The organism is Flavobacterium sp. PMTSA4 (genome assembly GCF_032098525.1).
Taxonomy (GTDB): domain Bacteria; phylum Bacteroidota; class Bacteroidia; order Flavobacteriales; family Flavobacteriaceae; genus Flavobacterium; species Flavobacterium capsici.
On sequence record NZ_CP134890.1, the window covers coordinates 2,725,486 to 2,746,028 of the forward strand.

Consider the following 20,543-nt stretch of genomic DNA (forward strand, 5'->3'; position numbering starts at 1 on the left):
ATTTGAAATACTTACATAATCATGGAAGAAAATAACACTCAAGCTTGGGAACCAGAAAAAACAACTTGGCAAAAAATACGTTCTAATAAATTTTTCCCATTATTTTTAATGGCTTTTAACGTATTATTTTTCTTTCACATATTACCTCCAGAAATTGCAGAAGAATATTCAATTTCTTTAGGGATATTAGGAGGTGTAATTACTTTAATTCTTTCATTTTGGTCGGTATTAAGTTTTGTAACAGATGAGGTATGGGAAAAAACATACCTAGGTTTTAGTTTAGTTTGTATTTCTTCATTATTTGTTTTTGGATATTTTTTTATTTCCAAAACGGTATCTTTTTCATCAGAGGAATTAAATAAAAATGGTGTTTACACAGAAGCAAGTATTATTGATAAAACAAGAATATATGGAAGACGTGGAAAGACTATTGAAAGCATGAGAGTTCAATTTAAGACAGAAAAAGGGGAATTTGCTAATGCAGAAATTTCAATAACGCCATATCAATATGAACAATTTTATGAAGGCATGGTAATTCCTATCAAATACTCTTCAAAATATCCGAATATTGCTTGTATAGCTTATAATAAAAATGAAAGTCAAGAAACAAATCAATCTTCAAAAGATTCTCTTATATATCAACAATATAAGATGATTTATGGTGAAGAAAAGGCAAAAAAAATTCTAGAGGCACGAAAAAATAATTAACATATAGTCTTTAAATATATTTCGCCTGAACTATGATCATGTTTAGCACCAGTAACACTACTCAAAACATTAATTTCATTACGCAGTTTTAAAACACCAAGCAACCCGAAAATCAAAGCCTCTTTATATTCTAATAAGGTTTTGTCGGGAACAATAATTTCCATTTCGGGTAAATAATACCGCATACGTTCCAATAAAAAGTCATTATAAGTTCCACCACCAGTAGCTAATAATTTTCCAGATTTTTTAGGCAATGCAATAGAAGTTTGATAAGCAATATGCTCTACAAAAGTCCTCATTTTATCTTCAGTTGATAGTTTGAAAGTCTCAATCAAAGGCAAAACAACATCTTTTACAAACTCAAAACCAAGCGACTTTGGAAATGTTTTTTGATAATAATCCAAACCATTTAATGCATTAAGTAAAGCAGTATCAACAGTACCACTTTTCGCCAAATTTCCTTTATCATCATAATCAATTCCTAGTTGATTAGCATAAAAATTCAATACCGTATTCACAGGCGAAATATCAAAGGCAATACGACGGGTTCCATCTTCAAAAGAAACATTCGAAAAACCACCTAAATTCAAACAGTAATCATAATCCGAAAATAAAATTCGGTCACCAATCGGTACAAGCGGCGCACCTTGTCCGCCAAGTTGCACATCCTGAACTCTAAAATCACAAACAACACGCTCTTTAACCATAGTAGCCAGTTCAGGAAGATTTCCAATCTGTAAAGTAAAACCACGTTGAGGTTGATGTAAAATAGTATGCCCATGACTACAAACAGCATCCAAATTTTTCAACTGATGTTTGTCTATAAAACCACGAATGGTTGCTCCAAGAAATTGTGTGTATTTTTTGTTTAAATCGTCTAAAGCATCTTTCGAAAAAGAAACCGCTATTTTAAGTTTGTTTAACCATTCATCAGGATAAGCAATCGTTTCACATTCATGAATTTCAAACAACCATTTTCCATCTTCAATACTAAAATCAAGATGAGCCAAATCAATTCCGTCTAGCGAAGTTCCACTCATCACACCAACAACTTTATAGCTTTCCTTAGACATATTCTAAAATTACGAAATCGTTTGAAATTTTAAGTTTTAAAACGTACTTTTGGCACTCAAAATTACAATATACATTTAACAATATTCAATTTACAATAAATAAAATATGGATTTTAATCTTACCGAAGAACAATTAATGATTCAGCAAGCAGCAAAAGATTTTGCTCAAACTGAACTATTACCTGGTGTAATTGAAAGAGACGAACATTCTAAATTCCCAACAGAGCAAGTGAAAATGATGGCCGAACTAGGGTTTTTAGGAATGATGGTCGACCCAAAATATGGTGGTGCAGGTTTAGACGCAGTTTCTTATGTATTAGCCATGACCGAAATTGCTAAAGTAGATGCTTCTGCCGCTGTAATCATGTCGGTAAACAATTCATTAGTTTGTGCAGGAATGGAAAAATATTGTTCTGAAGAACAAAAAATGAAATATTTAGTTCCACTTGCAAAAGGTGACGTAATCGGAGCGTTTTGTCTTTCAGAACCAGAAGCAGGAAGCGATGCAACATCACAAAAAACTACTGCCAAAGACATGGGAGATTATTACCTTTTAAACGGAACTAAAAACTGGATTACTAATGGTGCAACAGCATCAACGTATTTGGTAATTGCGCAAACTGATGTTGAAAAAGGACACAAAGGAATCAATGCATTTATTGTTGAAAAAGGTTGGGCAGGTTTCGAAATTGGTCCAAAAGAAAAGAAAATGGGAATTCGCGGTAGCGATACACATTCATTGATGTTTACCGATGTAAAAGTGCCAAAAGAAAACAGAATTGGTGCTGATGGTTTCGGATTTAACTTTGCAATGAATGTTTTAAACGGTGGAAGAATCGGTATTGCATCACAAGCATTAGGAATTGCAACTGGTGCTTACGAATTAGCTTTAAAATATTCTCATGAAAGAAAAGCATTTGGCAAAGAAATCTTCAAACACCAAGCTATTGCATTCAAATTAGCAGATATGTATGTAAAAGTAACTGCTGCAAGATTATTAGTAATGAAAGCAGCCAGCGAAAAAGACGAAGGAAAAGACATAGCACACAGCGGAGCAATGGCAAAATTATACGCTTCAGAAGTAGCTCTTGAAGTGGCAAACGATGCAGTTCAAATTCATGGAGGAAACGGTTATGTTGCCGAATACCATGTAGAACGTATGATGCGTGATTCAAAGATTACTCAAATCTATGAAGGAACTTCAGAAATTCAACGAATAGTAATTTCAAGAGGTTTAGTTTCATAAACCGATTATAATAAATAAAACTAAAAAACCCTTTCAATTTTGAAAGGGTTTTTTTGAATAAAAAAATTACTATTTTTACTCATCATGTATGAAGAATTAAAATATTGGTATTTGCGCGATCATAAACTGTTCAGAACTTTGAGTTTTGCTCAAATAAAACAATTATGCATCATAACAGGTTATAAAAAAGCAAAAAAAGGAGATGTTATTTATTTCTCATCGTCTGACGTACCAAGAGTTTTTTTACTTAAAAAAGGAAACATCAAAATTGTTTCTATTGATGAAGAAGGAAACGAAACCATAAAAGATATTATCCAAAAAGGCGACTTATTTGGAGAACTTGAACTCGATAGTGACACTAATTCAAATGAATATGCTAAAGCATTAACCGATGAAGTAGCCATTTGTAGTTTTCTTTTATCAGACTTTGAAAATCTTTTGTTAAAACATCCAAATTTAGCATTATCGTATACCAAGTTCGTAGGTTTAAAAATGAAGCGTTTGAAGAACAATTACGCTAATCTAATGTCTAAAGATGCAAAAACCAGATTAGTTTCTTTTCTTAAAGATTGGTCTGAGCGCGAAGGAAAAAGAGAAGGTAATAAAGTATTCATCGAAAATTATCTTACCCAAAACGACATAGCACAAATCATTTGTACATCAAGACAAACCGCAACCATTTTATTGAAAGAACTAGAGGAAAGCGGATTGATGTATTATGGTAGAAAAGAGATAATCATTGAAGATATTTCAAAACTTTAGTTAATTTTTCTTCATTTGTAAACTAACTTACATTTAGACTTTTAGAGTAGAATTATCTTTGTAATACAAAAACAAATAAACTACTCATGAAAAAAATTATTATCCTTTTTGCCATTGTTTTAGCGCAATTTAGTGTTGCTCAAAACGATTTACCAAAATCAGCAAATGACATTGCTCCATTATTAATTGGAGAAAAAGCACCCAATACCAACTTAACTTCCATTGATGGGAAACCAGTTTCTTTTTTAGATGTTTTAAATAACAACAAAACCATTCTTGTGTTTTATCGCGGAGGTTGGTGTCCTTATTGCAACAAACATTTAAGTGCTTTGGCAGAAGCTGAGCCAGAATTGCTGAAAATGGGATATAAAATAGTAGCAGTAAGTCCCGATTCAGCAAAAAGTTTGGAAGAAACAAAATCAAAAGATAAAGTAAATTACACGTTACTTTCGGATAGCGAAAATAACTTTTCCAAAGCTTTTGGATTAGCATTTGAAGCTCCAAAAAATTATGAAAAATACCTGATGAAAGGTTCCGATAATGTGAATTCGAGCATTATTCCCGTGCCAAGCGTATTTATTTTGGACAAAGATGGAACCATTTTATTCGAATACATAGCTCCAGATTACAAACACAGATTATCAAACGAATTGTTACTATCAGTAGCCAATTCATTAAAATAAGTAAAACAGAGTAATCATGAAAAAATATGTAATACTATTTGTTTTAGGAATCATAAGTCTAAATTCATTTTCACAATCTTCTACAAAAAGAATAGCAGAATTTAATTTAGAGAATAAAGTAGCACTTCAAGGTTATGATCCTGTGGCATATTTTACTGTAAAAAAAGCAGTCAAAGGAAAGAAAGAAATTGCAGTTTCATATGAAGGAGTTACTTACTATTTTTCAAATCAATCTAATAAAGATGCGTTTTTAAAAAACCCCGCAAACTATGAACCACAATATGGTGGTTGGTGTGCTTATGCAATGGGAGATTCAGGTGAAAAAGTTGATGTTGACCCAGAAACATTCAAGATTATTGACGGTAAATTATATGTTTTCTACAACGCATTCTTCAATAACACTTTAAAATCTTGGAATAAAAACGAAGCCAATTTGAAGAAAAAAGCAGATAATAACTGGAAAAAGTTCATTCAATAAGTTAAAAATAAAGACATGAATAATAAAATAATCTTTTGGATAGTAAAACTTGTAGTAGTCGTAATATTGGTGCAAACCTTATTTTTTAAATTTACAGGTGCCGAAGAAAGTATCTATATTTTTACAAAACTAGGAATAGAACCTTTCGGAAGAATTGGCTCAGGAATAGCCGAATTATTAGCTTCAATATTGATTTTAATTCCAAGAACAACATTGCTAGGAGCAATAGTAGCTTTAGGAACAATGTTAGGAGCAATAGCATCACATCTTTTTGTTTTAGGAATTGAAGTTCAAAACGATGGAGGAACTTTATTTTTTTTAGCTTTAATAACTGCAGTATGCAGTTGTTATTTAATATTTCACGAAAGAAATAAAATAGCTGATTTATTAAAATTAAAAATTTAATTACTAAATTTCAAAATCAAAATCTGAACCTTAAAGAATATCGTATATTTTTTAAAAACACAACAAATGCTGATAGCTTCTATTCAAAAAACATTAAATGAATTGTTGGATTTAGTCAACCAACTTTCAAATGAAATTTACTCAAAACCTTGTGAAGCATTAAGCAACGCAACCATTGGCGAACACACAAGACACATTATTGAAATGTTTCAATGCTTGGAAAATCAATACGAAAATGGTGTAGTTGATTACGATAAAAGAGAAAGAAATTTTCAAATCCAAACAGATGCAAAGTTTGCATCAAATGCGATAGTAACAATTTTGAATGAAATAGATAAACCCAACAAAGAGTTAAGCTTAGAACAATGTGTTGACGGCGAAATCCTTTTGATACAAAGCAATTATAAAAGAGAACTACTTTACAATTTAGAACATTGCATTCATCATCAAGCGTTGATAAAAGTTGCGTTATTACATTATGGGATAACAAGTGTCAACGAAAATTTTGGTGTAGCTCGTTCAACCATAGAATACAGAAAACAATGTGTACAGTAAGTTTTGTTCGCTCCAACGATAAAACAATAATCACATCTAATCGTGATGAGCAAGTGCTTCGGCCAAGCGCTGTTGAACCTAAGAATTATTTAATCAATAACAAAAACATCATCTTCCCAAAAGATAAAAAAGAAGGCGGAACTTGGTATGCAATTGATGAGTTTTCTAATGTTATTGTATTATTGAATGGAGCAAATGAAAAGCACATAATAAAAGAAAGCTATCGAAAAAGTCGCGGATTGATTGTTTTAGACTTAATAAGTGCAGAATCGCCAAAAGAGTTTTGGCAAACTATTGATTTAGATGACATTCAGCCGTTTACAATCGTTTTATTTGAAAACGAAAGATTATATCAATTGCAATGGAATGAATTAGAAAAATCAGCCATTGAGTTAGACGTTAATCAATCGCACATTTGGTCATCATCTACATTATATTCCAAAGAAGTCAGAGAAAAAAGAGAAGATTGGTTTTATAATTTTCTAGATACAAAGCCTCAGGTTGATGAGAATGAAATGTTTAATTTTCATCGTTACACAGAAGAAAAAAATCCTGAAAACGGTTTGGTTATAAACCGAAACGATTTTCTGAAAACACTAAGTATAACACAAGCAATTATAGAAAACAATAAAGTAGAAATTTACTATAAAGATTTGGTTTTAGAAAAAGAATTTTCAACTACTTTTATCACAGTATAAAAATTGCACCTTTGAACTTCAAACTATTTTTTCATAAACTAACCCATTGGGAATATTGGCCGTTTACTATTGTCTATATTCCAATTTATTTTCTTTGGGCTTTTTATGCTTTGAGTCAACGAACGATTTTCTTTTTTAATACTTGCAATCCTTCTATGAAAAACGGTGGTTTTATAATGGATAGTAAAATAGAAATCTACAATCTAATTCCGCAACAATATTATCCAAAAACTTCTTTCGTTAAAGAAAGTTGTCCATTCGAAGAAGTTATTTCGACAAAAGAAAGCAACAATATTCCTTTTCCATTAATTGCAAAACCTGATATTGGACTTCGTGGTTCGGCTGTAAAAAAGATAAATTCAGAAGATGAATTGAAAGATTATCATCAAAAAGCAAACTTCGATTATATCATTCAAGATGTTATTCCTTATGAGAATGAAGTTGGGATTTTTTATGTTCGGTTTCCGCATCAAAAAAATGGAAAAATCACTGGAATTGTAGCTAAAGAATATCTTATTGTTGAAGGCGATGGATTTTCAACTCAGGAAGAATTAATTAAACAAAATCCACGCTATGAAATGCAATTAAAATCATTGCAAAAAGAATATGGAAATAAGCTTCAGGAAATTTTAGGTAAAGGAGAAAAGCGAAATTTAGTTCCATATGGCAATCATATTCGAGGTGCAAAATTTATCAATGCAAGCGATAAAATATCTGTTTCTCTGAACAAAGTTATTGATGATTTGTGTCTTCAAATTGATGAGTTTTATTTTGGTAGAATGGATTTGATGTTCAATACTTGGGAAGAACTCGAGCAAGGCAAAAATTTCCAGATAGTTGAATTAAATGGTGCAGCAAGCGAGCCAACTCATATTTACGACCCAAAGCATTCTATCTTTTTTTGCTGGAAAGAATTGGCAAGACATATTTCTTATATGTACAAAATCAGCGTTCAAAATAACAAACGAGGATTTTCATATCTTACGCATAAAGAAGGAATGAATCAATACCGACAACATTTGGAACAGACTAAAAAAATAGTAAACTTTTAATGCAAAACCTTAAAAATATTTTGGTTGGATTTCTGGTGAGTTTCATCGGTTCAATTCCATTAGGATATTTGAATGTGATTGGTTTTGACATCTATAATTCAAATGGATTGAATCAGACGGTTTTCTATTTGTTAGGCGTTATTTGTGTTGAATTTTTTGTGATTTTTGGCACATTGTTTTTTGCAAATAAACTCAATAGTAACTATAAACTATTGAAATATATTGAAATGTTTTCTGTTGTGTTTTTGTTTGTTTTGGCTTATTTTTTCTATTCTAGCGCCAACTCAGAACAAGTCAACAGAACTGTTTTTTCGAACATTAGTCATAGTTTTTTCTTTGCAGGATTGTTTTTTAGCAGTTTAAATTTTATTCAAATTCCTTTTTGGCTGAGTTGGAATTTATATTTAGTAAACGGAAAATATATTGAAGTTTCAAATTCTAAAAAATACTTCTATTTATTCGGAACTATTGCTGGAACTTTTTTTGGAATGTTAACTTTAATAGTATCATTGTATTACTTTGCTTCTAATGTTGATTTTCTCTCCAAATATTTGATGAAATTAATTATTCCGTTGGTATTCGTTGGATTGGGAATATTTCAAGCCGTTAAGTTTTTCAAGAAATATAAAAGCTAAAATCTTTTCCTTAGAATTAGTATATTTACGACAATTACAGAATAATGAAAAACATCATCATTACCGGAACTTCCAGAGGAATTGGTTACGAATTAGCATTACAATTTGCAAATGCTGGACATCAAGTACTTGCTATTTCTAGAAAAATGCCTCAAGATTTAATTGAAAACCAAAACATCACTTGTCTTTCAATTGACTTGTCTAAAGAAGAAGATTTAAATGAAGTTGAAAACTTTCTTTCTCATACTTGGAAAAAAGTGGATATTATCATTCACAATGCTGGAAGTTTAATTAGCAAACCTTTTTCTCAACTTTCGCAATCTGATTTTGAAGATGTATATAAAGTAAATGTTTTTGGTGTTGCCAATTTAACTCGAATTTGTTTGCCATTTCTTCAAAAAGGAAGTCACGTAGTTACCGTTAGTTCAATGGGTGGAATTCAAGGCAGCATGAAATTTCCAGGTTTAGCGGCTTATTCCTCAAGTAAAGGTGCGGTTATTACACTTTCTGAATTATTAGCAGAAGAATATAAAGAACAAGGAATAGCTTTCAACGTTTTGGCACTTGGAGCAGTAAATACAGAAATGTTGCAAGAAGCTTTTCCGGGTTATCAAGCGCCCATTTCTGCCTCAGAAATGGCAGAATATATCTTTAATTTTGCAATTAACGGAAATAAATACCACAACGGAAAAATTATTCAAGTTTCATCAACTACGCCTTAAAATTGAGTGAAGTTCTTTTAAAATATTTACCAGAGTATGCTGTTGAGCCACTTTTTGAGCTTATCAAAATGAATTCGGTTCATCTAAAAATTGTAAATGAACGACAAACTCGACATGGTGATTATCGAAAAGCTTTAAATGGGAAACACGAAATTACCGTTAATGCCAACTTGAATAAGTATCGTTTTTTGATAACATTAGTTCACGAAATTGCGCATTTGGTAGCTTATGAAAAGTTTGGACGATTTATAAAACCTCACGGGAATGAATGGAAGCTTACTTTTCAAAGATTGATGCTGCCATTTATTAGACCTGAAATTTTTCCGCATTCGGTTTTGCCATTAGTAGCCAATCATTTCAAAAATCCAACAGCAAGTAGCGATACCGATGCAAGATTAGCGTATGCATTAAAACAATTTGATGAACGAAAACCCGATGTTCATTTCATTCATGAAGTTCCAAGCGGAAGCATGTTTAGAATAAAAAACGGAAGAATTTTTCAAAAAAAAGGACTTCGAGTAAAACGTTATGAATGTTTGGAAGTAAAAACAGGAAAGCTGTATTTATTTAATGCCAACGCTGAGGTTGAAATTTTGCCAAGTTGATTATGATAAGGAGAAAGCCTTACGTTATATTTATTCCTATAATTTTAATTTTAGTTATAGTTGGTTTTTTTACAACAGAAGAAACATTTGATATTAACATTCACGATACTTATTATGTTATTTCTCATAGCTACTTTTATTTTTTGTTAGCTATTTTATCATTTTTGAACTTCATGATTTATTTCTTTTTTGAGAAATTCAAAATAGAATTATTCAAATCTTTGACTTTTGTTCTAATATCGTTTTTTTTATTTTCAATGATAGGATTTTTTTTCCCATACAATTTAATTTTTAGTGATGATAAATTTCCTTTGTTTGATAATGGTGAGAAAATAAATTTCTATTTGTTACTAAGTGCATTTCTTCTAATTATTTCCCAATTTCTTCTTATTCTGAATATATTTGCAACGACTATAAAATGCATTAGTTTATTATTAGTTAAAAAACAAAATGAATAAAAATTATTACGCAATATTGATGGCTGGTGGAGTTGGATCAAGGTTTTGGCCAGTTTCTACAACGGAATTTCCTAAACAATTTCACGATATGTTGGGTTCGGGTTCGACGTTAATTCAAAAAACGTTCAGCCGTTTGTCAAAATTAATTCCAGTCGAAAATATTTTGATTTTAACCAATGAAAAATATAATGATTTGGTTTTAGAACAATTGCCAATGGTGAAACAAGAACAAGTTTTGTTAGAGCCAGCAATGCGTAACACAGCACCATGTATTTTATATGCGTCTTTAAAAATTCAAAAGCAAAATCCAGATGCGGTTATGGTTGTAGCACCAAGCGACCATTGGATTGAAGATGAAGATGCGTTTACTCAAAATTTACAACGATGTTTTGATTTTTGCCAAACCAACGATGCTTTAATGACATTGGGTATTCAACCCACGTTTCCTAATACAGGTTTTGGATACATTGAATTTGACAAATCAGATAGTAATTCAATTAAGAAAGTAAATCAATTTAGAGAAAAACCAGATTACGAAACTGCAAAATCATTCTTAGAACAAGGGAATTTCCTTTGGAATGGTGGAATTTTTATTTGGAGTGCAAAATCGATTATTTCAGCCTTTGAAAAATTTCAACCTCAAATGAATGCTTTGTTTCAACAAGGTTTAGAAAGTTATAACACCGCTTCTGAAAGACAATTTATAGAAACTAATTATGCCAATGCTGAAAACATTTCTATTGACTATGCTGTAATGGAAAAAGCAAAGAATGTTTTTGTGCTTCCAGCTACTTTTGATTGGAACGACCTTGGAACTTGGGGTCAATTACATGAAAAAATAGAGAAAGATGAGAACAATAACGGAGTAATTAATGCCAAAGTTGTAATGGAGAATGCTTCTAACAATATCATCCGTTCAGATGCAGATAAATTAATTGTAGTTGATGGTCTTCATGACTATATAATTGTTGATAAAGAAGGGATATTATTGATTTACCCAAAAAGTAAAGAGCAAGACATTAAGCGAATTACAAAGTTGGCTAGTGAATTGTAATATTTTTTGCAAATTGTAAAACATATTATTTTTTGTATTACTTTTATTTCACTTAAATTAAAGTGATAGTTTGAAAAATTTTATCAAAGCCTTATTTGTTTTTATAATTTGCTATACTAGTTCGTACAGTCAAATCGATAATTTTACCTTAACGGTTACAAAAGTAAATGAAACCTGTACAGCTAATGGAAAGCTTTTTTTTTCAGTGGCAAATACTTTACCTGGTTCTACAATTTTGTACACTATTTATAAGTTGCCAGATTTAGCAACACCAATAACCGTTACAAGTACTTCTCCTTTAACAGGTTTAACTCAAGGTACATATAGAGTTGTTGCAACTCAGTCTTTTGGAACTCAAACAGCATCAAAGCAACAAGATATTATTATACTGAATCAAATTATCAATTTAACCTATCAACTTACCAGTACAAACGAAATGTGTGGTCTTGATGGAACGATAACAGTTACCACTACAACAGGAACAGCTGTTTGGTATGAAATTATTTCTGGACCAGTTATAAAACCTTTGCAAACTTCGAATATATTCACCGGACTTTCAGCGGGAGTTTATGTAGTAAGAGTTATAGATAATTGTGACGAAGCAGTTGTACAAACATATACATTAGAGAGTACTAGTACTGCTATCAATTTTACACTTTCAACACCTTTTTCAGCAACATGTACTACAGTTACAATTGGTTTTAATGTTTCAACTATACAATCAAATGGAGTAATAAAGTATCCGCTACAAATAAGTAGCCAAGTAAACGCTCCTGGCGGAACTATCATTTCAGGAACTGGAGTTATTAGCTCTGGTCAAGTAAATGCTACTAGTTATTCTATATCTGTTCCATTGTACGAACAACAACCATATTCTTATAGTTTTACAATTGTTGATGGTTGTGGAAATTCTCAAACCATTAATGGTGTGATAAATAATATAACACCTCCAACGTCCACGTTTCAACTTAATTCCCAAGATTGTACACATAAAAAAATTAAATTTATTGGAGTTACAGCTATAACGTTGGTTTCGGCACCATCAGGTTTTACAAGTACATTGCCAATAAATTATACGCCACAAATTGTACAAAATGAGTTAGAAATTTTTAATTTGGTAGCAGGAGTATACGTGTTTAATGTTACCGATGTTTGTGGAGTTGAGCATGTTTATAATATAGAAGTTACAGTTGAATCTCCGATTCCACCTTATTATCTAATTTATAATAATAATTGTACAACAGGATCACTGTTGATTTTTGCTATTCAAGGATTAGTCATGGTCTCGGCACCAGCTACCTATAATGTAGCCCTGCCGCATGATTACACAAGTACAATAAATTCATCAAATTTCACAGGTTTTGTTAATTTACCTGTTGGGGTTTATGAATTTGATACTACAGATTTGTGTGGTCAGCATCAACCTATGATAGTAGTGATTTCTCCAATATCTGATTCTCCGGGGTCAAATGTTTTAGAAGGTTGTGATATTGGTTTAGGGTCTTTAAAAGTTGAAGGACAATTAACTTCTATTATTATGACCTCAGCTCCTTCAACTTACACTGGTTTTTCAATACCTCATAATTTTAATTCAATTATAGTTGGAAGTTTTACTACTTTAACTTTGGGTTCGTTGCCGCCAGGAACTTATGTTTTTGAAGTAATTAATGCCTGTGGAATAACTTATACTATTTCAAAAGAAGTATTTGGTTATTATGAAAATTCTACCGCAGATTTATCACCCAATTGTGGATCGTTTAATATTAATTTAGTTGAAAATTCAAACACTTCTAATAATACTTACTGGTTGCAAAAACTTGATACAACAACAGGAAATTGGGTACATCCATTTACTAATGTTATTTATCCTGATGGAACATTACCTGTCGACGCAAATTCGTACCCTTTGAATATTGGAAACAATATAAATTTAAATTTGATTGGTCACTTCAGAGTGTTAAAATGTTTTAAGGCATATATTGATAATACAACAGTTGCAATTAATTGTTTTAGAGTTATTAATGAGTTTGATTTTTCTGGACTTCCATCAATTGAAAATATTAATTCTATTTCGTGTAGTTCAACCTTTGAGGTACTCGTAAATGCTATAGGTGTTGGACCATTACAATACAGTATAACAACTAAAAATGGTGCTCCCTTTTTAGTTCAAAATGGTACCTCAAATTATTTTCCAAATTTAGAGCCTGCTATTTATAACTTCAGAGTTGTAGATGCTTGTGGAAATGTGGTAAACCGTGTTTTTGAAATTACAAATCCATTGCCTTTTGAAGTAACATTTGAAGGTATTGTTTGTGATTTGGAAAATACATCTCTATCGGTTCCAAATTTTTCTTTTCTCCAATATCAATGGTGGAAAGACAATCAAACCACAACAATATTAAGCACGACTAGTTCATTAAATTTTACTCCTTTCAATTCTAGTGTCAATAACGGAACTTACTATGTAAACATTGTTTATCCGGGTAATCCAAATTCATGTTTAAATCAAGTGCTTAGTTATGAAATAAACCTTAATCCAGATACTCCAAATGCTGGTACTGGTCAAACAGTTTCCTATTGTGGAACTCAAGGAACAATTGATTTGTTTACTCTTTTACAAGGAAGTTATGATAGTGATGGAGTTTGGTCTGAAATGACTAGTAGTGGAATGCTGACCAATAATTTTTGGGATTCTTCTTCTATTAATTCGGGTTCATATCAATTTAATTATAGAGTAGAAGGCAGTTGTAATTCTTCTGATGAAGCTACAATTAACATTACAATAAATCCAATTCCAGAAACGCCAGTAGCAAGCACTGATGAGGTAGTTTGTGAAACTTCTGATTTGAGTTTATACGCTACTACAGTTGCAAATGCAAGTTATAACTGGAGTGGACCAAATGGTTTTACTTCTACTGAACAGAATCCATTGTTAAGCAATATTTCTTCGACAGACAATGGAATATACACGGTTTTTATAACTCAAAATGGTTGTAATTCTGAAACTTCAGAGGTTGAGGTTGTGGTGAATGCATTGCCAGATTTTGAATTAAATCAAGAATGTTTGAATAAGGAATATGTCTTGACTGCTATTTTTAGTGATGAGATGAATTATACTTTTAGTTGGATTGGACCAAATGCTTTTTCAAGTAACCAAAATCCAATAACCATTACTCGCGGTGAAACGGGCATCTATTCTTTAACAATTACCAATCAAAACAGTTGTTCTACTACCAAAACTATTGACGTTATTCGAACCATGTGTGAAGTGCCTAATGTGATTACACCAAACAATGATGGTCTAAATGATGGATTAGATTTAACAGGTTTTGATGTAAAGAATTTAGAAATCTACAACCGTTGGGGAAGAAAAGTTTTTGAAAAAGGAAACTACATTAACGAATGGCAAGGGCAAAATGATAAAGGAGGTCGACTTCCAGACGGAACATATTTTTATCTGATAACTTTTAATAGTGCAGAAACTACAAATGGTTGGATTTTCCTAAGCGCAAATTAAATTTCTTTATTCTGTGCTTTTCTGATTTTTTTGAACAAATTAGACGAATACACAAAATCTGTCACGGCTTCGTTATCGGTTTTAAAAATGTCTTTTTTAGAACCTTCCCAAGCTAAAACTCCATTTTTTAAGAATACAATTTTCTCGCCAATTTCCATTACCGAGTTCATGTCGTGTGTATTAATAACCGTAGTAATATTGTATTCAACGGTAATTTCATGAATCAAGTTGTCAATAACAATAGCGGTTTTTGGGTCTAATCCTGAGTTTGGTTCATCACAAAACAAGTATTTCGGGTTGTTTACAATAGCGCGTGCAATTGCAACACGTTTTTGCATTCCTCCAGAAAGTTCCGATGGTTTTTTATGATTGGCATCAACAAGTTTTACTCTTTCAATTACAAAGTTTACACGCTCTTTTATTTCAGCAGGTGTTTTTTCGGTGAACATTCTCAATGGGAAACCAACATTTTCTTCCACAGTCATACTGTCAAACAAAGCACTACCTTGAAATACCATACCAATTTCGGTACGCAAAGCTCTTTTTTCATCATCGGTCAAGTCAGTATATATTCTTCCATCAAAAGCAATCGTTCCTTTATCTGGCGTGTGAATTCCTAATAACGATTTCAATAAAACAGTTTTACCAGAACCACTTTGCCCAATAATTAAATTGGTTTTTCCTGTTTCAAAAGAAGTTGTAATTCCTTTTAAAACTTTTGCATCTCCAAACGATTTTTCTACATCTTTTACCTCTATCATGATGCTAATAATAATTGTGTTACTATATAGTTTACCAAAATAATTACTACTGATGTCCAAACGAAGGCTACCGTACTTGCTTTACCAACTTCCAGTGCGCCACCTTTCATATAATAACCATGAAACGACGGAATAGTAGCAAGAATGATAGCAAATAGTAATGTTTTTATAAAGGCATAAGCAATATGAAACGGAATAAATTCGGTTTGAATTCCTTGAATAAATTCAAAACTACTTGTAAAACCGCCATAAACACCTGCCATCCATCCGCCAAGGATTCCTAGAAACATAGAAATACCAATAACAAAAGGATAAAGCAGTAGCGCAATAAGTTTAGGAAATACCAAATAGTTCAACGAATTAACACCCATAACTTCCAACGCATCAATTTGCTCTGTCACACGCATAGTTCCGATACTAGAAGTAATGAACGAACCCATTTTTCCCGCCATAATGATGGAGATAAACGTAGGTGCAAATTCCAGAATAACCGATTGTCTAGTGGCAAAACCAATTAAATGTTTTGGAATTAAAGGATTGGTTAAATTCAACGCTGTTTGTATGGAAACCACACCACCAACGAAAAAGGATATAAAAGCAACAATTCCTAGCGAATCTATAATTAAATCATCGGTTTCTTTGATGATTAAACCTTTCATCACAGACCATTTTGTGGGTTTATTGAATACTTCTTTTAGCATCAAAAAGTATTTTCCAATCTGCGATAGATAGCGAATGAGCATCATAATTTTTAAATAATGTCAAAAATAGTCAGAAGTTATGAGTTTTGGGTAATGAGTTATGAGTTTTTTCAGTTAAAAAAGCTTCTCCTTCATTTTTTTCCAACGGTAGTTTCTAATGAATTTAGCTTGTTCCTCAGTAACCAACAAAGGTTTGTGGGTTGCTTTTGCTTTTCTGAACCCATTGAGATAATCCAGAAACAGCATAGGTTTCTTTTTTCGCAGTGCAAGTTTTAAGGAAGCAATAGCCGTAATCCAAAATCCATAACCCAAACTATAAAAGGCTTCACCTTGTTTATAGCGTGCCGCTTTATCATAACTTGCACCTGTAGGTTTCAGATGTTTTACTTTCAGGGTTTCATCAGTTACTACTTTCCAATTATAAAATTTACAGAGTAATTCGTCAACGGTATCCCAACCCATAGCGGGTTTTAAACCACCAATTTGTTGAAAGCACTCTTTTCTATAAGCTTTAAAAGCACCTCTGATGTGGTCCTTATCGGTTAGGTTTTCTAAAATCCATTCGCCATTTTTTTCGATGTAGGCAAAACCACCAACCATTCCAATACGATCATCCGATTGAAAATGTTTGATAATCGTTTCAAAGTAATTGGATGGAAAAATCAAATCGGCATCGGCTTTTACAATAAAATCATAGTTATCGTCTAGAGCTTCTAAACCTTTTTGAAAAGCCTGAATCACTTTGCTTCCCGGAAGATGAATAGCATCCGAAGTTTTATTGACTAGAGAAATAAAAGGATATTTTTCGCAAAACGATTCAATTACTCTTTCGGTATTATCCGTAGAACCATCATTTACTACCACAATTTTTGAAGGCAAAACAGTTTGCTCTACCAATGATTGTAAAGTCAGTGCTACAAACAGCTCTTCGTTATAGGTAGGAATGACAAGGTAATATTTCATTATTTTACTTTTTCAGCATAAACCAAATAATACCTTGGTGTAAAAAACCTTAGGATAGGACGGAAGCCCAGTTTTTTTACAGGATGTGTAAACTGTACACGCTCTATGATTTTAAATCCTGTTTTTTCCAAAAGCCAGTCCAGTTGCCAGTCTTCAAACTCGTGGTAGTGTCTGTCCCATTTGTCGGTTTTACTTCTGTATGCCGACTGAAACCACAAACGCATCGGGATTGAAATTAATACTTTGTCGCATTTTACGTTTTGCAATACCGTATACGGATTCAATAAATGTTCAAAAATTTCAAAAGCAGTGAATACCTCATACTGTTCTTTTTGCAACGCTGATTGGTCTTTGTCTAAATCTTCGCCTTTAGTATTGATGACATTGTAGCCATTGTCTTCCATGATTTTCGAAAACGGATTGGGCACACCCAAATCAAAAATGGTTTCACTAGTTTTGATGTGTTTTTTCAGGAAATCTAGTGTAATGTTAAAGCGCTTGCTTGGGTATGTCTTCTCGTACATAGTGACTATGAAATTTACTGGCGTAAAGGTACAAAGTTTTAAGAATTGTGCTCACGTTACTTCTATTCTTTATCTTTACTTTTCATCAACATTGGTAAATCGGTAAAAAGTTTTTCTAACAGATTAAAAAATGTTTGAAAATCGCCTGAAATGGTTGAAGATAATTTTTTTTCTAAAGAGATTCTTTTATCAATATTTTCAAGAGGCATTTCTTCTCCAACACACATATAAACAGTTCCTCCTGCGATTTCAATTTCATCTCCTTCAATATAAAGTCTGTCTGCTCCATATCCTGTTCCTGGAGGTATTGGAATTCCTTTTGTTTTTTGTTTCAATTTTGTTTCGCTGATTTTTGACTTAATTGCTTCTAATGCATCATCTCCCAGAACAACCTGTTTTTGATAATTAATGTAATTCCAATCATCATTATCAGGTGATTTAAAGTTTAAAATCATAAGAGAATCAATTATAACTACTTCATACCAATATCTGTTTCCAGTAGAATATCCATCAGTATGATAATAATCAAGTTTGAATTTTGCATTTTTTACTCCTTCAAATGCATTAATAGAGGTGGTATCTATTTCAACTGATTCAAAACTTAGTTCAACAGAATTTTTCTGAGCTACGATTGGGATAGTCATTGATAAAAATAATATGCTTACCTTTAAGGAATAAAATATTTTTTTCATGATATTTTTTTAAAATAAGTAGAGTTATTTTGCGTCTCTTTCTTAAGATAGTTAATCCAAAAATAACCAATTCCTTTTTCAAATCACCCTTTTTTTAGTTGCGAGTTAAAAAACATGAATTACGAGTTGGTAATTAATGTTAGCTGTTGTAAAATTATCGTTGCAAGTGATTAAAAAAAAGTTGCTGATTCCCCAAAATAAGTTGCTGGACACCCAAAAAAAGTTGCTTGGTGGGTAAAATAAGTTGTTGGACACCCAAAAAAAGTTGCTGGGTAGAGTAAAAAAGTTGCAGGACGCCCAAAAAAAGTTGCTTGGTGGGTAAAAAAAGTTGCAGGACGCCCAAAAAAAGTTGCTGGGTGTGGTAAAAAAGTTGCTGGACACCCAAAAAAAGTTGCTGGACACCCAAAAAAAGTTGCTGCGTGGGGTAAAAAAGTTGTTTCTTGGGTAAAAATCAACATTTTTTTCTGTTTTAGCTAAAAGTTTTGACCTGACAGCTCCTAGTTTTGACCTGACGGCTCCTAGTTTTGACCTTAAATGTTAAATTTTCAAGGCTATTCTACCTTGTAATTATTTAAAATTAAGTCTACTTTCTATTATGTATAACCTTCTATGAAGTCTAATAAAGTCTATACTTTATACACTATTGCATTGACATTCATTCCCGCACCAACAGAAGCAAAAAGAATGATATCACCTTTGGATAACGAATGATTTTCGAGATTTCCTTTGATTAATAGGTCATAAAGCGTGGGCACGGTAGCAACGCTGGAGTTACCCAGTTTGTGAATACTCATTGGCATGATACCTTCGGGAGTTTGTTGTTTGTAAATTCTGTAGAATCGTTGAATAATGGCTTCGTCCATTTTTTCGTTGGCTTGGTGGATGAGCACTTTTTTCACCTGACTGATATCAACACCGCTTTTTTCCAAACAAGCTGCCATGGCTTTTGGCACTTCGCTCAACGCGAATTCATATATTTTACGACCATACATTTTGATGTAGCGAACATCTGGGTCGTGTTCTGTATTGAACGAATTTCCAAAAAATAAATAATGAGCTTCATCATAGGTAAACGATGCCGATTCGTGTGCAAGGATTCCGCTATCATCATCAGTTGCTTCAATAATAGTTGCGCCAGCACCATCCGAATAAATCATGCTGTCTCTGTCGTGCAAATCAACCACGCGCGAAAGAGTTTCGGCGCCAATAACCAAACATTTCTTAGCCATACCTGCTTTGATGAATGCCCAAGCCTGAATTACTGATTCTACCCAACCCGGACAACCAAAAAGCATGTCATAAGCCACACATTTTGGGTTTTTAATGCGTAAATCGTGTTTGACACGTGCTGCTAAACTTGGCAACATATCCGATTGGATGGCGCCTTTTTTTACGTTTCCAAAATTATGTGCCATAATGATATAGTCCAATGTTTCTGGGTCAATTTTGGCGTCTTCAATGGCAATTTTGGCAGCAATAGTGGCAATATCCGAAGTCAACAAATCATCCTTTACATAACGGCGTTCTTGTATTCCGGTAATTTCTAAAAATTTTTGTGCCACCACATCGTTTGGATGCGGAAAAGGTGTTCCGTCATCGTTTAAGAAAACATGTTTTGCAAAATCGATATTCGAGACAACTTCTGTTGGGATATAGCTTCCTGAGCCGGTTATTTTTATATTCATTTTGTTACGTAAAAAAGCATACTAAAGTATCAATAAATCGATAAAAAGAATCAAGTTTTTATTTTTTTTCAAAACAATTGTGAAAAAATTAAAAAAGCATTATTAAAATTGATAAAATGATAATTATTAGTGATTTTGTTGGACAATTTTAATCTGCATTACCGTTGCCATACTGAGCGCATTGATTTTCATTTGTTCGGCATTTTTTCCTTGAAAGTCTTCATCAATAGTGTTGTAAAGATGCTTTAACCAAGTGTCAAAATGTTCTTTGGTGAAATGGTGTTTTTCGTTAATGTCTTTATGAATTTGAAACATATTATTACTATAACCGCCTTTCATAAAAAGAGATTGCTCCCAAAAAGTGGCTAACAATTCGAAATGTTCTTCTAGATGATAGTGAACATCGGTTATTTCAGTAAAATAGAAATTAATAGAATCATCGGTCAATAGTTTTTCATAAAACTTTCGCATGATGTGTATTAGGTCTTCTCGGGTTTCGATGTCGTTCATGGGAATTGAATTAAAAAATCCCAAACTCTATAAGGAATTTGGGATTTTATATAGTG

The 20,543-nt window shown here is 32.3% G+C and carries 22 protein-coding genes; 14 read left to right on the forward strand and 8 right to left on the reverse strand.

Going from position 1 to position 20,543, the window contains the following annotated elements:
* The first annotated feature begins 21 nt into the window (after positions 1-21).
* Positions 22-708, forward strand: coding sequence for a hypothetical protein (locus RN605_RS12365; RefSeq protein ID WP_313325185.1), 687 nt, complete (start codon positions 22-24; stop codon positions 706-708).
* Here the strand turns inward: RN605_RS12365 and RN605_RS12370 are convergent.
* The gene (locus tag RN605_RS12370) at positions 705-1,781 is read right to left on the reverse strand and encodes an anhydro-N-acetylmuramic acid kinase (protein ID WP_313325186.1); all 1,077 of its coding nucleotides are present in this window, start codon (positions 1,779-1,781) and stop codon (positions 705-707) included. The genes RN605_RS12365 and RN605_RS12370 overlap by 4 nt on opposite strands.
* Positions 1,782-1,887: 106 nt before the next feature.
* On the opposite strand from RN605_RS12370, the gene RN605_RS12375 reads away from it, so the two are divergent.
* The 13 genes from RN605_RS12375 to RN605_RS12435 all read left to right on the forward strand — a co-directional run bounded on the left by RN605_RS12375 (position 1,888) and on the right by RN605_RS12435 (position 14,651).
* A complete protein-coding gene (locus RN605_RS12375) occupies positions 1,888-3,027 on the forward strand; it encodes an acyl-CoA dehydrogenase family protein (RefSeq protein ID WP_313325187.1) in 1,140 nt (379 codons plus the stop codon).
* A gap of 84 nt (positions 3,028-3,111) precedes the next feature.
* On the forward strand, positions 3,112-3,789 hold the full coding sequence (locus RN605_RS12380; protein WP_313356357.1) for a Crp/Fnr family transcriptional regulator: 678 nt from the start codon (positions 3,112-3,114) through the stop codon (positions 3,787-3,789).
* An 86-nt stretch (positions 3,790-3,875) separates the two neighbouring features.
* Positions 3,876-4,472 carry a peroxiredoxin-like family protein gene (locus tag RN605_RS12385; protein WP_313325190.1) on the forward strand — a complete coding sequence of 199 codons (597 nt, stop codon included), beginning with the start codon at positions 3,876-3,878 and terminating at the stop codon, positions 4,470-4,472.
* Between the two features lie 16 nt (positions 4,473-4,488).
* On the forward strand, positions 4,489-4,950 hold the full coding sequence (locus RN605_RS12390) for a YHS domain-containing (seleno)protein (RefSeq protein ID WP_313325191.1): 462 nt from the start codon (positions 4,489-4,491) through the stop codon (positions 4,948-4,950).
* A gap of 15 nt (positions 4,951-4,965) precedes the next feature.
* Positions 4,966-5,355, forward strand: coding sequence for a DoxX family protein (locus tag RN605_RS12395; protein ID WP_313325192.1), 390 nt, complete (start codon positions 4,966-4,968; stop codon positions 5,353-5,355).
* Between the two features lie 66 nt (positions 5,356-5,421).
* Positions 5,422-5,910 carry a DinB family protein gene (locus RN605_RS12400; RefSeq protein WP_313325193.1) on the forward strand — a complete coding sequence of 163 codons (489 nt, stop codon included), beginning with the start codon at positions 5,422-5,424 and terminating at the stop codon, positions 5,908-5,910.
* Positions 5,898-6,608, forward strand: a complete 711-nt coding sequence (locus RN605_RS12405) for an NRDE family protein (RefSeq protein WP_313325194.1) — start codon at positions 5,898-5,900, stop codon at positions 6,606-6,608. The genes RN605_RS12400 and RN605_RS12405 overlap by 13 nt, the downstream gene beginning before the upstream one ends.
* Before the next feature lie 11 nt (positions 6,609-6,619).
* Positions 6,620-7,660, forward strand: a complete 1,041-nt coding sequence (locus RN605_RS12410; RefSeq protein ID WP_313325196.1) for an ATP-grasp domain-containing protein — start codon at positions 6,620-6,622, stop codon at positions 7,658-7,660.
* On the forward strand, positions 7,660-8,295 hold the full coding sequence (locus RN605_RS12415) for a hypothetical protein (protein ID WP_313325198.1): 636 nt from the start codon (positions 7,660-7,662) through the stop codon (positions 8,293-8,295). The genes RN605_RS12410 and RN605_RS12415 overlap by 1 nt, the downstream gene beginning before the upstream one ends.
* A 44-nt stretch (positions 8,296-8,339) precedes the next feature.
* Entirely contained in the window at positions 8,340-9,017 is a 678-nt protein-coding gene (locus tag RN605_RS12420) for an SDR family NAD(P)-dependent oxidoreductase (RefSeq protein WP_313325200.1), read from the forward strand.
* 2 nt (positions 9,018-9,019) lie between these two features.
* Positions 9,020-9,622 (forward strand): SprT-like domain-containing protein, encoded by a 603-nt coding sequence (locus RN605_RS12425; RefSeq protein WP_313325201.1) that lies wholly within the window; start codon positions 9,020-9,022, stop codon positions 9,620-9,622.
* A 450-nt stretch (positions 9,623-10,072) separates the two neighbouring features.
* Entirely contained in the window at positions 10,073-11,134 is a 1,062-nt protein-coding gene (locus RN605_RS12430; RefSeq protein ID WP_313325203.1) for a mannose-1-phosphate guanylyltransferase, read from the forward strand.
* Positions 11,135-11,204: 70 nt separating this feature from the next.
* Positions 11,205-14,651, forward strand: a complete 3,447-nt coding sequence (locus RN605_RS12435) for a gliding motility-associated C-terminal domain-containing protein (protein ID WP_313325205.1) — start codon at positions 11,205-11,207, stop codon at positions 14,649-14,651.
* On the opposite strand, the gene RN605_RS12440 is transcribed toward RN605_RS12435, so the two are convergent.
* The 7 genes from RN605_RS12440 to RN605_RS12470 form a co-directional block, all read right to left on the reverse strand.
* Positions 14,648-15,412 (reverse strand): ABC transporter ATP-binding protein, encoded by a 765-nt coding sequence (locus RN605_RS12440; RefSeq protein ID WP_313325206.1) that lies wholly within the window; start codon positions 15,410-15,412, stop codon positions 14,648-14,650. The genes RN605_RS12435 and RN605_RS12440 overlap by 4 nt on opposite strands.
* Entirely contained in the window at positions 15,409-16,158 is a 750-nt protein-coding gene (locus RN605_RS12445) for an MlaE family ABC transporter permease (RefSeq protein WP_313325209.1), read from the reverse strand. Before RN605_RS12445 ends, RN605_RS12440 begins: the two co-directional genes overlap by 4 nt.
* Before the next feature lie 69 nt (positions 16,159-16,227).
* Positions 16,228-17,076, reverse strand: a complete 849-nt coding sequence (locus tag RN605_RS12450; RefSeq protein ID WP_313325210.1) for a glycosyltransferase family 2 protein — start codon at positions 17,074-17,076, stop codon at positions 16,228-16,230.
* Positions 17,076-17,600, reverse strand: a complete 525-nt coding sequence (locus RN605_RS12455; protein ID WP_313325212.1) for a methyltransferase — start codon at positions 17,598-17,600, stop codon at positions 17,076-17,078. Before RN605_RS12455 ends, RN605_RS12450 begins: the two co-directional genes overlap by 1 nt.
* 62 nt (positions 17,601-17,662) lie before the next feature.
* Positions 17,663-18,292 carry a hypothetical protein gene (locus tag RN605_RS12460; protein WP_313325214.1) on the reverse strand — a complete coding sequence of 210 codons (630 nt, stop codon included), beginning with the start codon at positions 18,290-18,292 and terminating at the stop codon, positions 17,663-17,665.
* 626 nt (positions 18,293-18,918) lie between these two features.
* Positions 18,919-19,977, reverse strand: a complete 1,059-nt coding sequence (locus RN605_RS12465) for a 3-oxoacyl-ACP synthase III family protein (protein ID WP_313325215.1) — start codon at positions 19,975-19,977, stop codon at positions 18,919-18,921.
* A 126-nt stretch (positions 19,978-20,103) separates the two neighbouring features.
* Entirely contained in the window at positions 20,104-20,487 is a 384-nt protein-coding gene (locus RN605_RS12470; protein ID WP_313325216.1) for a group III truncated hemoglobin, read from the reverse strand.
* Positions 20,488-20,543: the final 56 nt, after the last annotated feature.

Excerpts from the sequence above, each read along its gene's own strand:
- RN605_RS12365 (WP_313325185.1), top strand. The coding sequence starts at position 22 with ATGGAAGAAAATAACACTCAAGCTTGGGAACCAGAAAAAACAACTTGG.
- RN605_RS12370 (WP_313325186.1), bottom strand. The coding sequence starts at position 1,781 with ATGTCTAAGGAAAGCTATAAAGTTGTTGGTGTGATGAGTGGAACTTCG.
- RN605_RS12375 (WP_313325187.1), top strand. The coding sequence starts at position 1,888 with ATGGATTTTAATCTTACCGAAGAACAATTAATGATTCAGCAAGCAGCA.
- RN605_RS12380 (WP_313356357.1), top strand. The coding sequence starts at position 3,112 with ATGTATGAAGAATTAAAATATTGGTATTTGCGCGATCATAAACTGTTC.
- RN605_RS12385 (WP_313325190.1), top strand. The coding sequence starts at position 3,876 with ATGAAAAAAATTATTATCCTTTTTGCCATTGTTTTAGCGCAATTTAGT.
- RN605_RS12390 (WP_313325191.1), top strand. The coding sequence starts at position 4,489 with ATGAAAAAATATGTAATACTATTTGTTTTAGGAATCATAAGTCTAAAT.
- RN605_RS12395 (WP_313325192.1), top strand. The coding sequence starts at position 4,966 with ATGAATAATAAAATAATCTTTTGGATAGTAAAACTTGTAGTAGTCGTA.
- RN605_RS12400 (WP_313325193.1), top strand. The coding sequence starts at position 5,422 with ATGCTGATAGCTTCTATTCAAAAAACATTAAATGAATTGTTGGATTTA.
- RN605_RS12405 (WP_313325194.1), top strand. The coding sequence starts at position 5,898 with ATGTGTACAGTAAGTTTTGTTCGCTCCAACGATAAAACAATAATCACA.
- RN605_RS12415 (WP_313325198.1), top strand. The coding sequence starts at position 7,660 with ATGCAAAACCTTAAAAATATTTTGGTTGGATTTCTGGTGAGTTTCATC.
- RN605_RS12420 (WP_313325200.1), top strand. The coding sequence starts at position 8,340 with ATGAAAAACATCATCATTACCGGAACTTCCAGAGGAATTGGTTACGAA.
- RN605_RS12430 (WP_313325203.1), top strand. The coding sequence starts at position 10,073 with ATGAATAAAAATTATTACGCAATATTGATGGCTGGTGGAGTTGGATCA.
- RN605_RS12440 (WP_313325206.1), bottom strand. The coding sequence starts at position 15,412 with ATGATAGAGGTAAAAGATGTAGAAAAATCGTTTGGAGATGCAAAAGTT.
- RN605_RS12445 (WP_313325209.1), bottom strand. The coding sequence starts at position 16,158 with ATGATGCTCATTCGCTATCTATCGCAGATTGGAAAATACTTTTTGATG.
- RN605_RS12450 (WP_313325210.1), bottom strand. The coding sequence starts at position 17,076 with ATGAAATATTACCTTGTCATTCCTACCTATAACGAAGAGCTGTTTGTA.
- RN605_RS12455 (WP_313325212.1), bottom strand. The coding sequence starts at position 17,600 with ATGTACGAGAAGACATACCCAAGCAAGCGCTTTAACATTACACTAGAT.
- RN605_RS12460 (WP_313325214.1), bottom strand. The coding sequence starts at position 18,292 with ATGAAAAAAATATTTTATTCCTTAAAGGTAAGCATATTATTTTTATCA.
- RN605_RS12465 (WP_313325215.1), bottom strand. The coding sequence starts at position 19,977 with ATGAATATAAAAATAACCGGCTCAGGAAGCTATATCCCAACAGAAGTT.
- RN605_RS12470 (WP_313325216.1), bottom strand. The coding sequence starts at position 20,487 with ATGAACGACATCGAAACCCGAGAAGACCTAATACACATCATGCGAAAG.